Genomic DNA, 11,068 nt, shown 5'->3' on the forward strand with positions numbered 1-11,068 from the left:
TGCCTTGCCAGAGTCGGTCAGGGTGTCAGGGTAGCAGTCTTGTCCGATTCCCGGAGGGGAGCGCCATCCCATGAAGATCGCCATCTGCGGAACCGGTGGATTTAGCCGCGAAGTCGCGCCGCTGGCGTGGGAAATGGCCCGCGCGTCGGGCGCCCGCTCGCCCGACGCTGTCTGCTTCATTCCCAAGGACGGTGAGCCGTACGCGCCCTCGGTGAACGGGCATCCCGTGATCCCGCTGGCCGATCTGCCTGAGGACTACGGCATCGTCGTCGCCATTGCCGAGGCTGCCATCCGCCGCCGGGTCGATGCCGAGATGCGGGCGCTGGGCCGGCCGCTGGTGTCTTTGATCGCCCCCACCGCCTTGCGGCGCGGGCCGTGCGAGGTCGGCGAGGGCGCCATCCTGTGCGACCACTCTACCTTGACCGCCGATGTGCGGATCGGCCGGCAGTTTCACGCCAACATCTATGCCTACGTCGCCCATGACTGCGTGATCGGCGACTTCGTGACCCTGGCGCCGCGCGTGTGCATCAACGGCAATACGGTAATCGAGGACGACGTCTATGTCGGGACCGGCGCGATCCTGAGACAGGGCACACCCGACAAGCCGCTCCGGATCGGCAAGGGGGCGGTGATCGGCATGGGGGCCGTGGTGACGAAGGACGTGGCCCCGGGCGAAACCGTGGTCGGCAATCCGGCCCGGCCGCTGGACCGCCGCTGAGCCGTCAGAGGGCGTAGGTGCCGGGGCGGTAGCGGGACAGATTGGCCGGATCACGGAACCAGCCGATCGTGTCGTCCAGCCCGCGCGCGAATCCTTCCAGCCCAGCATAGGCCGGACGCCAGCCCGTCAGCGTCTGCACTCGCCTGGTGTCGGCAAACAGGCGCTCGACCTCGCTGGCCTCGGGCCGCAGGCGTTCGGCCTCGCTGACGATCTCGATATCGGCCCCCATCCGCTCGGCGATCAGGCGCGCAGTATCGCCGATCGAGACCTCAAAGCCGCTGCCCAGATTGGTCACGCCGCCGATCGCCGCATCGCACTCGGCCACGGCGATGATGCCGGCCACGGTGTCGGACACATGGCTGAAGTCGCGCGTCGGTGACAGCGCGCCCAGCTTTACCTGACGCGCGCCGGCCGCCAGCTGGGTGATGACGGTCGGTATGACGGCGCGGGCCGACTGGCGCGGGCCATAGGTGTTGAACGGCCGCACCAGCGACACGGGCGTCCCGAAGGCCGCATGGAAGCTCAGCGCAATCTGGTCCGCTCCGATCTTGGACGCGGAATAGGGCGACTGGCCCTGCAGCGGGTGGTCCTCGGTCATCGGCACGAAGCGGGCCGTGCCGTAAACCTCGCTGGTCGAGGTGGGCACCACGCGCTCGACGCCCAGATCGCGGGCCGCCTGCACAATGTTCAGCGTGCCGGTGACATTGGTGTCCACATAGGCGCCGGGCGAATGATAGCTGTAGGGAATGGCGATCAGGGCCGCCAGATGTAGCACTACATCGCAGCCCGTCATGGCCGTGCGCACGCCGTAGGGATCGCGGACGTCGCCGGCGAAGACGTCCAGATCCGCCTGAACCTCGGCCGGCGACTGGTCCAGCCAGCCCCGGTGGCCAAAGCTGTTGTACTGGACGAATGCCCGAACCCGGTGCCCGTCGCGCACCAGCCGCTCGACCAGATGCGAGCCGATGAAGCCGTCCGCCCCGGTGACCAGGATGCGTTTGCCGTTCAGCTGCATGGCGGCTGTCGTCCCTTCCACGGTCCGGGTCGGCGATTCGCCCCGGCCCGCCAGCATGGCCCAAACCACGCCATGCCAGAAGTCGCAGCCTGTTGCGGTTGCGCCCTTTTGACCGGGCCGCTTATATGCCCGCCCGTTCGTCGTTCCGGTCGTGCCTGTATGATCCGAGTCCCTGCCCGGCCTGTCAGCTGGCTTCCGTTCCCGGATCCCGGACAATGAGTGCGGCGGTGCAGACCTATCTGGACTGGATGCGCGATCAGGCCCTGCCGCTTTGGGCCGCGCAGGGCGTGGATCGCGCGCACGGCGGCTTCTTCGAAAAGCTGAACACCGACGGCACGCCCGCCGACCTACCCCGGCGGGCGCGGGTGCTTGGGCGCCAGATCTATGTCTTTTCACGCGCGCCCGGGCTGGGCTGGACGGGACCGGCGGCCGATATCGTCAATCACGGCCTCACCACCCTGCCCGCCTTTCTGCGCGCCGACGGGCTGGCGCACTACCGGCTGGATGCCAGCGGACAGCCGCTGGACGACCGGCCCGACCTCTACGATCAGGCCTTTGTGCTGTTCGGCCTGGCCCACGCCCTGCCGCTGGTCGAGGATGCGGACAGGGTCATCCGCATTGCGGGGTCGATGCGTCAGGCCCTCGAGGAGCTGCGGGCCCACCCGGTCGCGGGCTATGAAGAGGACTCGCCGCCCTCATGGCCGCTCAAGGCCAATCCCCACATGCATCTGCTGGAAGCGGCACTGGCCTGGGCCACGGCCCTGCCGACGGAAGATGCCGGGCCCTGGCGCGACATGGCTGACCGGATCGCCCGACTGGCGCTCGACCGTTTCGTCGATCCCGACACGGGCGCAGTGCGCGAATATTACGATGGCGACTGGCAGGCCCTGCCGCAGGGGGCCGACCCTCAGATCGAACCGGGGCATCAGTTCGAATGGGGCTGGCTGCTGACCCGCTGGGGCCTGATGCGCGGCGATGCCGGGGCGGTCGCGGCCGGTCGGCGGCTGGTCGATCTGGGCGAAGCCATGGGCGTCGACCCGGACCGTGGCGTGGCCTTTGACGGTCTCGACGCCGATCTTGAACCTGGCGATACGGTCGCCCGCCTGTGGCCCCAGACCGAGCGGATCAAGGCCTGGGTCCAGCGTCGCGATCTGGCGACCACGGCGGACGAACGCAGCCATGCCGAGGGTCGCATCGAGGCGGCGGTCGCGGGTCTGATGCCCTATCTGCGCACCGACCGGCCCGGCCTGTTCCACGACCGGATGACCGCCGACGGCACCTTTATCGACGAGCCCGCCCCGGCCAGCAGCCTCTATCACCTGATGACCGCGGCCGAGGAACTGGCGGGCACGCGACCTGAGGATCAGCCCGCGACCGCATGATGCTCGATCCCCGCCAGAGATCCGGGCGGATTCATATCGACCATGTCCTTGAGAAAGCCGTTGGGGCTGAGCGTGCGGGCGCTGGGTGTCTCCAGCCCCACTACATCCGCAATATCGGCGACGAAGGCGATGCAGTTGCGATTGTTCAGATTATAGGTGCCGCCCTCGGCACTGGCCCAATAGTCGAACCGGAGCTTGATGGCCTCATAGGTCTCGTCGCTGATCGTCACGCTGAGATAGGCGATGCCGTCGGCCAGATAGGCGGGCTCGGGCCGGTTCAGAATGCCCCGGTCACTGAACAGCAACAGCTGCGGCCCCGGCGAGCGAGCGGTGAATCCCACGGCGTAATCGACGGGCAGCCCGTTACTCTCGAGCGTGCCGTGTAGATGCACAAAGGCGTGCGGAAACAGCAGCCAGCCATTCTGCACCTGATTGCCCTCATGCCCATAGAAGGTGACGGTCACCGCCGCCTGGGCCGGCAGGGCCGGAACCAGCCCGCCAACGACAAGCACGAGCACGAGGGGACGAAGGCGGGCCAACAGCGATCTCATCCCCCGACCCTGCCCGTTTGTGTGCCCCTAGAAAAGGCCCCCGCTCTTCCAGATTGCCCGTCCCGGGAAATCGGTCGATGGTCGGGATCTCTTTCAGGAGGCTGGTGATGGAATGGTGGCGTGGCGCGGTTCTGTACCAGGTCTATCCGCGCAGCTTTCAGGACAGTGACGGCGACGGTGTCGGCGACCTGAAGGGTCTGATCCGGCGGCTGGATCACATCGCCGGGCTGGGCGTGGACGGTCTGTGGCTGTCGCCGGTGTTTGCCTCGCCCATGAAGGACTTCGGCTATGACGTCTCGGACTATTGCGCCATCGATCCGCTGTTCGGCACGCTGGACGACTTCGACACCCTGGTTGCCGAGGTGCATGCGCGCGGGCTGAAGCTGATCATCGATCAGGTCTATGCCCATACCTCCGACGCCCATGCCTGGTTCCGTACCAGCCGTCAGGACCGCACCAACGCCCGTGCGGACTGGTACGTCTGGGCCGATGCCAAGGCCGACGGCTCCCCCCCCAACAACTGGCAGTCGGTGTTCGGGGGCGCGGCCTGGACCTGGGACGCGCGGCGCGGCCAGTATTACATGCACAACTTCCTGGCCAGCCAGCCGCAGCTGAATGTGCGGAATCCCGAGGTGCAGGAGGCCCTGCTGGACGTCACCCGCTTCTGGCTGGACCGGGGCGTCGACGGCTTCCGGCTGGATGCCATCAATTTTGCGATCCACGACGCGGCGCTGACCGACAATCCGCCCGATACCCGGCCCGGCCCGCGCACCCGGCCGTTCGATTTCCAGCTGCACCTGCACAACCAGTCCCAGCCCGAGATCCCGGCCTTTCTCGAGCGGCTGCGGCAACTGGCCGAGGGCTACGGCGACCGGTTCTTTGTGGCCGAGGTGGTGGGGGCCGAGGCCGAAGCCGAAATGCATGCCTTCACGCAAGGTCGCGACCGCCTGCACAGCGCCTATGGGTTCAACTATCTGTACGCCCGGGCCCTGAGTGCCGAGCTGGTGGCCGAGACGGTCGCGCGCTGGCCGGGGGCCGAGGATGAGGGCTGGCCCTGCTGGACCTTCTCAAACCACGACACCCCGCGCGTCGCCAGCCGCTGGGCCGCCGGGCGCGACCCGGACGCCGTCGCCCGCCTCGCCATGCTGTTGCTGATGACCCTGCGCGGCAATGTGTTCGTCTATCAGGGCGAGGAGCTGGGCCTGCCCCAGGCCGAGGTGCCATTCGAGCGGCTGGTCGATCCCGAGGCCATCGCCAACTGGCCCCTGACGCTGGGCCGCGACGGCGCCCGCACGCCCATGCCCTGGACGGCCGAGGCCCCGTTCGGCGGCTTCTCGGACGTCGAGCCCTGGCTGCCCATGGACCCGCAGCATCTGGCGCGGGCGGTGACGGTCCAGCAGGCGGACCCGGAGTCCATGCTGGCCCTGACCCGCCGCCTGATCGCGCTGCGCCGCGACCGGGCAGAGCTGAAACTCGGCCGGATGACGGTGCTCGAGGCCGACGGCCCCCGGCTGGTCTTCCGTCGCGAGGACGGCGATCAGGGCCTGATCTGCGCCTTCAACCTCGGCGATGAACCGCTGGACTGGCCCGCGCCCGCTGAAGGGCGGCTGGTCACGGGGGTCAATGGCGGCGAGGGACGGGCCGGCCAACTGCCGCCGCTGGCCGGGCAGATCCTGGACCTGTCGTCCTGACTGCGCCTGAATGTCGGCAGTCTGTCACATCCGGCGGCTAGAGGCCGGGCCATGCGCCGGACCCTTCCGCCCCTGCCAGACGCCCTGCCGATTCGGCGCGGGGTCGAGATCGCCCTGGGGCTTGGCCTTGCCGCGGTGCTGATCGCCGGCGGCGCCTCGGCCTTCCTGTCGGCGGGCACGCCGCCCGAGCCCGCAGACCCGGTCCGGCCGCTCAGTGATCCCGCCGTCTTCGCGCGCTTCGACCCCTTCTTCCGTCAGGGTCAGGGACCCGCCGTTCTGGACCTGTCTGCCGAGGGCTGGCTGTTGTTCGGGACCCGCACCGGGGCATCGGGCACCGCCATCCTGCAGGGGCCGGACGGCACCCAGGCCGCCTATGGCATCGGCGACACAGTCGCGTCCGATCTGGTCCTGGCCTCGGTCGGGCGGGACCATGTGCTGCTGAGCCGCTCGGGGCGCTCCATACGGCTGGAGTTCGCTGACATCTCCATCCCGGCACCGCCGCCGCCGCCGGGCGGATCCACCGTCGGCCTGTCCGGAGACGCCGCGACCGCCGCCGCCGAAATGGGGCTGGTGGCCCCCGAGGCCGATCCCTTTATCGCCGGACTTCGGCCGCTTTCCAGCGGCGGTCAGGTCGAGGGCTATGTCTGGCGGAGGGGTGCGCAAATCCCCGCCCTGTCGGCCGCCGGCCTGCGCGAGGGCGATGTCATCACCGCCGTCGACGGCGAGCCCTTCACCCGCGACGAACGCCTGTGGGAGCTGGGCCAGGCGGTCGGCGGCGACGCCCCCGTCAGCCTGACCGTGCGACGTGGCGGCCAGACCCTGAATGTGACGATTGATCCGCCTTCGGAATAGATGATATAAATTCTATACTTTCGGTATAATTAGCTTTTCTGAATTCATTGATCTGACGACTGACTATTCGTCACAACGAATAACATTTGCGTCATCTTAACATTGCAAACCCCGATTAGACGACTGGTCCCGGGGTTGCCGGGTGCGTCAGACCGGTGTGCGGGTAGCCCAGACATTCATTCCGAGGGGTTTCCCAATGCGTCTTTCCAAGATCCTGCTCGCCAGCGCGGCCGCCCTGGCCCTGGCTTCCTGTGGTTCGGCCGAAGTGGCCTCGCCCGGCGAAGGTGACTTCGGCGGCGGTGGCGGCGGCGGCGGCGGCACCGGCGGCGGCGGTGGTGGTGGCACCGGCGGCGCGGCGGCGGACTGCCCGACCGGCTTCTCCAATGTCGGCACCATCACGGCGGCCGGTGGCGTTTCGCTCCGCAACTGCCAGCTGCCCGCGCTGATCGTCGGCAATCTGGTCGTCGCCCAGCGCGCCGGCACCATCTATTCGGTCTCGGGTCGCACCGATGTCGGCCAGGACCGCGGCGCCAACCCCTCGGCGCCGATCGCCGGCGCCCAGCAGGGCATTCTGACGGTCGAGCCCGGTGTCACCATCTTCGGTTCGGGCGGCCTGGACTATATCGTCGTCAACCGCGGCTCGCAGATCTTCGCCGAAGGCACCTCGACCAGCCCGGTCGTCTTCACCAGCCGCCAGTCGGTTGAAGGCACCACCGGTGTCGACTCGATCGGCCAATGGGGCGGTCTGGTCATCCTGGGCCGCGCGCCCATCGCCGCCTGCCCGGCCGGTGTGACCGCTCCGAACATCGCCTGTGAAGCCCAGGTTGAAGGCACCAACGCCTTCTACGGCGGCAACACCTCGGCCGATAACTCGGGCCGTCTGCGCTACTTCCGCCTGATGCACTCGGGCTTCCAGATCCTGCCCGGCAACGAGCTGAACGGCATTACCCTGGCCGGCGTCGGCTCGGGCACCACCATGGAATACATCCAGGTACACAACAGCTCGGATGACGGCATCGAGCCCTTCGGCGGCACGGTCAACATGAAGTATGTGATCCTGACCGGGAACGACGACGACAGCTTCGACACCGACACCGGCTATCGCGGCAACGTCCAGTTCCTGATCGTCCGTCAGGCTCCGACCCGCGGTGACCGTGGCTTCGAGTCGTCGGCGGCCGGCAGCGCCACCAGTGGCCTGTTCACCCGTCCGATCGTTTCCAATGCGACCGTCATCGGCCGCACAGACGGCGGCGGCGGTGACGGCATCCTGCTGAACACCGGCCACGCCCTGCAGCTGTACAACTCGGTCGTCGCCAAGCCCTCGGGCACCTGCTTCGACATCGACGACGCCGCCACCGTGGCCAACGGACCGACCTTCAACTCGGTCTACCTGTCCTGCGGCACGACCTTCCGTGCTGACGGCAACCAGGATGCGGCCACGTCGGGCATCTTCGGCACCGGCGCCAACAACAGCGCCGGCGGTTCGACCCTCAACGGCGTGATCAACGGCGCCAACGAGGCCGCGATCACCGCGACCCCGGTCAATGCGGTGAATGGCTTCTTCACGGACACGACCTACATCGGCGCCGTGCGTGACTCGAGCGACACCTGGTTCGCCGGCTGGTCCTGCGGCATCGCCACCGGCTCGACCTGCTGACACCTGCGCCTGTCGGGGCGGCGGCCATAGCGCCGCCGCCCCGATTCGTCGTTTCCCGATATTTCCCATTCGAGGCGCTGATCATGAAGACGCTTTCCCTGACATTGAGCGGCCTGTTGCTCGCCAGCACGGCGCTGATCGCGCCCGGCGTGGCCATGGCCCAGCAGCAGGACCCGGTTCCGGCTGAAACGCCGGCCCAGGACCCGCTCGCCGAAACCCAGGTCGACGAGATCGTCGTTCTGGGCCGTTACATTCCCGAACCCCTGCGCGAGACCTCCGAGGTCGCATCGTTCGTGACGCAGGAAGACCTGCAGCGCACGGGCGATGACGATGCTGCCGCCGCCCTGACGCGGGTAACCGGCCTGTCGATCGTCGAAGGCCGCTTCATCTATGTGCGTGGCCTCGGCGAGCGCTATTCCTCGGCCCTGCTGAACGGTTCACCCCTGCCCAGCCCCGAGCCGCTGCAGCGCGTGGTGCCGCTGGACCTGTTCCCGTCGTCGGTGCTCGAAGGCGTGACGGTTCAAAAAACCTATTCGGCCAACTACCCGGGCGAGTTCGGTGGCGGGGTCATCGACCTGCAGACCATCAGCGCCCCGCGCGAAGCCTTCCTGACCGTCTCGACCAGCATCGGCGGCAATCTGGAAACGACCGGCCGCGATGGTCTGATCTATTACGGGTCGCGCACCGACTTCACCGGCTTTGACGACGGCACCCGCGACGTGCCCGGCCTGCTGGAGACCGCGCTCGCCACCGGCAACCGTGTCGCCACGGGCTCGGACTTCACCTCGGCCGAGATCCAGGCCATCGGTCGCGACTTCGTCAATGCGCCGCTGAACCTGCTGCAGAGCCAGGACTATATCCAGCCCAACTTCGGTCTCGACATCGCCGGCGGCCGCACCTGGGATATCGGCAACGGCGTCGACTTTGGCGTCGTCTTCGTGGCCGGCTATGACAACAGCTGGCGGACCCGCACGGGCCTGCAGCAGGCGGGTCGCCTCGATATCGACCAGTTGGTCGTCCAGACCAGCTATGACTATGTGTCGACCGAGAACGACATTGGCCTGAACTTCCTCGGTGGTCTCAGCCTCGGCAATGAGGACCACCAGCTGAAGTGGACCAATCTGTTTGTCCGCAACGTCACCAAGGAAGCCCGTACCCGTGAAGGCGTCGACTTCGACGCCCCCGGCTCGGGCGAGGTGCGCGACGACTATACGGAATGGTTCGAGCGCAACCTGTTCACCAGCCAGCTGGCCGGTACCCACTGGCTGATGGATGGCGATCTGGAGCTGAGCTGGCGCGGGGCCTATGCCCTGACCGAGCGCGACGCGCCGTATGAAAAGGTCATCCGCTACCGTCTGGATCCGGATGGCGTCTATCGCCACGACACCGAGGCCCAGCGTAACTCGACCAGCTTCTCGGAGCTGGAAGACGAGATCGTCAGCGGCGGCGCCGACTTCGCCTGGACCACGGCCCTGTCGGATTTCCGTGACCTGACGGTGCGCGGCGGCATCGCCTATAGCGACAACACCCGCAACGCCCAGCGCCGCGACTTCCGCTTCTATGCGCCCAACGGCCTGCCGCTGGACGTTCAGGACAGCCGCGTCGACTATCTGTTCTCGGACTTCAACCTCGGGCCCAACCTGCTCGAGCTGCAGGAAATCACGCCCTCGGGCGGCGCTGCGGCCTATGACGCCGGCCTGGAAACCCAGGCTGCCTATCTGCAGGTCGAAGCCGAGATCATCCCGCTGGTCAGCATTTCGGCTGGTGTTCGCTACGAGGAAGCCACCCAGTTCGTCACCCCGGTCGAGCTCTTTAACGGCACCCTGGTGTTCCAGCCGACCCAGCTGGAAAATGACTACGTCCTGCCGTCGGCGACGCTGACCTGGAACTTCGCCGAGGACATGCAGCTGCGCCTCGGTGCGTCCAAGACCATCGGTCGCCCGCAGTTCCGCGAACTGGCCCCTCAGCAATACCAGGACCCGGACAACGATCGTCTGTTCTTCGGTAACCCCTATCTGGTGGATACCGAGCTGGTGAACCTGGACGCCAGGGTCGAGTGGTATTTCGCCCGCGGCCAGTATGTGACCGGCGGCGTCTTCTACAAGGACATCGAGAACCCGATCGAATCCTCGATCAACGAACAGGGCAACCTGCTCCAGCAGACCTACCTCAATGCGCCGAACGCGACCCTGATGGGCTTCGAGCTCGACGCCAAGAAGTACTGGGAGATGCCGGATCACAGCTGGGATTTCGTGGCCAACAAGCGCTGGCTGGTCCAGGCCAACTACACCTTCACCGACTCCGAGGTGAATGTTGAAGCCGGCGATGTGGTCTTCCCGCTGGCGGCCTTCGGTGCCGCGCGCCCGGCTTCGGACTACATCATCGACGGCAGCCGTATGCAGGGTCAGTCGGAACACCTGGCCAATCTGCAGCTGGGCTGGGAAGACGATGTGGCCCGCTCGCAAGCGACCATCCTGGTGACCTATGTGTCCGAGCGCAGCTCGGCCCGCGGCCGCCCGGGTGAGCCCGACCTGATCCAGGAGCCCGGCATCATGCTGGACTTCGTCTACCGCAAGGACTTCGACTGGATGGGCCGCGACATGGGCCTGGGCATCGAGGTCCGGAACCTGCTGGACGAGGAATATCTGGAGTACCAGGAACTGGGCAACCGCATCACCGCCAATGCCTATGACCTGGGCATGAGCGGCTCGATCAGCCTGACGACCCGCTTCTAGGCGGTTTCCTCCCCCAGACTATGAGGGCCGGCGCGCAATCGCCGGCCCTTTTTCTTTGGTTGCAAGCGCGGCGCGCCACTCACCCCGCGTCCTCGTTGTGTCCGCTGTGAGGACCTCCGTGTGCTCCTTCAGCCCTTCTCCCCTTGGGAGAGAAGGTGGGCCGCGAGAGCGGCTCGGATGAGGGGGCCGCTGGACACGCGCTGACCGGGTCCGCCCGGGGCAGACCTCCCCCTCATCCGTCAGGCTCCGCCCGACACCTTCTCCCCCGAGGGGAGAAGGACCGCCGGGTCAAACGCCTCAGCTAGGATAGCAGCCCCCGAATTCCCCAACCCTTTCAACACCCCTACCGCTTCCCGGACCGTTCTTCCCGACCAGGTCCGCCGGTGTGCCACTCTTCCCCCGTTCCGTTGCACGGAGGGCTCGTAAGGCCTGCGACCTTGTGAGCGGCGGGAGCGGATGGAGCGGGG

8 protein-coding genes are annotated in these 11,068 nt (G+C 67.3%); 6 read left to right on the forward strand and 2 right to left on the reverse strand.

All coding sequences use genetic code 11. The features are described from left to right. The first annotated feature begins 70 nt into the window (after positions 1–70). A complete protein-coding gene (locus B4K74_RS02120) occupies positions 71–718 on the forward strand; it encodes an acetyltransferase (RefSeq protein WP_286691562.1) in 648 nt (215 codons plus the stop codon). Between the two features lie 4 nt (positions 719–722). On the opposite strand, the gene B4K74_RS02125 is transcribed toward B4K74_RS02120, so the two are convergent. Then, positions 723–1,754, reverse strand: coding sequence for an NAD-dependent 4,6-dehydratase LegB (locus tag B4K74_RS02125; protein ID WP_286691563.1), 1,032 nt, complete (start codon positions 1,752–1,754; stop codon positions 723–725). 194 nt (positions 1,755–1,948) lie between these two features. On the opposite strand from B4K74_RS02125, the gene B4K74_RS02130 reads away from it, so the two are divergent. Beyond that, the gene (locus B4K74_RS02130) at positions 1,949–3,115 is read left to right on the forward strand and encodes an AGE family epimerase/isomerase (protein WP_286691564.1); all 1,167 of its coding nucleotides are present in this window, start codon (positions 1,949–1,951) and stop codon (positions 3,113–3,115) included. Here the strand turns inward: B4K74_RS02130 and B4K74_RS02135 are convergent. Further along, a complete protein-coding gene (locus B4K74_RS02135; protein ID WP_183211108.1) occupies positions 3,097–3,654 on the reverse strand; it encodes a hypothetical protein in 558 nt (185 codons plus the stop codon). The genes B4K74_RS02130 and B4K74_RS02135 overlap by 19 nt on opposite strands. Positions 3,655–3,743: 89 nt before the next feature. Here B4K74_RS02135 and B4K74_RS02140 point away from each other — a divergent pair, with 89 nt between their 5' ends. The 4 genes from B4K74_RS02140 to B4K74_RS02155 all read left to right on the forward strand — a co-directional run bounded on the left by B4K74_RS02140 (position 3,744) and on the right by B4K74_RS02155 (position 10,601). Beyond that, positions 3,744–5,357, forward strand: a complete 1,614-nt coding sequence (locus tag B4K74_RS02140; RefSeq protein WP_286691565.1) for an alpha-amylase family glycosyl hydrolase — start codon at positions 3,744–3,746, stop codon at positions 5,355–5,357. A 51-nt stretch (positions 5,358–5,408) separates the two neighbouring features. After that, entirely contained in the window at positions 5,409–6,209 is an 801-nt protein-coding gene (locus B4K74_RS02145; protein ID WP_286691566.1) for a type II secretion system protein N, read from the forward strand. Between the two features lie 196 nt (positions 6,210–6,405). Further along, the gene (locus B4K74_RS02150; protein ID WP_286691567.1) at positions 6,406–7,866 is read left to right on the forward strand and encodes a hypothetical protein; all 1,461 of its coding nucleotides are present in this window, start codon (positions 6,406–6,408) and stop codon (positions 7,864–7,866) included. Positions 7,867–7,949: 83 nt separating this feature from the next. Then, positions 7,950–10,601 (forward strand): TonB-dependent receptor domain-containing protein, encoded by a 2,652-nt coding sequence (locus tag B4K74_RS02155; protein WP_286691568.1) that lies wholly within the window; start codon positions 7,950–7,952, stop codon positions 10,599–10,601. Positions 10,602–11,068 lie beyond the last annotated feature (467 nt).

The sequence above is a fragment of the Brevundimonas sp. UBA2503 genome (assembly GCF_002341485.1).
Taxonomy (GTDB): Bacteria; Pseudomonadota; Alphaproteobacteria; order Caulobacterales; family Caulobacteraceae; genus Brevundimonas; species Brevundimonas halotolerans.

What these genes read in the sequence shown, in the direction of transcription:
- B4K74_RS02120 (WP_286691562.1), top strand. Translation starts at nt 71, where the DNA reads ATGAAGATCGCCATCTGCGGAACCGGTGGATTTAGCCGCGAAGTCGCG.
- B4K74_RS02130 (WP_286691564.1), top strand. Translation starts at nt 1,949, where the DNA reads ATGAGTGCGGCGGTGCAGACCTATCTGGACTGGATGCGCGATCAGGCC.
- B4K74_RS02140 (WP_286691565.1), top strand. Translation starts at nt 3,744, where the DNA reads ATGGTCGGGATCTCTTTCAGGAGGCTGGTGATGGAATGGTGGCGTGGC.
- B4K74_RS02145 (WP_286691566.1), top strand. Translation starts at nt 5,409, where the DNA reads ATGCGCCGGACCCTTCCGCCCCTGCCAGACGCCCTGCCGATTCGGCGC.
- B4K74_RS02150 (WP_286691567.1), top strand. Translation starts at nt 6,406, where the DNA reads ATGCGTCTTTCCAAGATCCTGCTCGCCAGCGCGGCCGCCCTGGCCCTG.
- B4K74_RS02155 (WP_286691568.1), top strand. Translation starts at nt 7,950, where the DNA reads ATGAAGACGCTTTCCCTGACATTGAGCGGCCTGTTGCTCGCCAGCACG.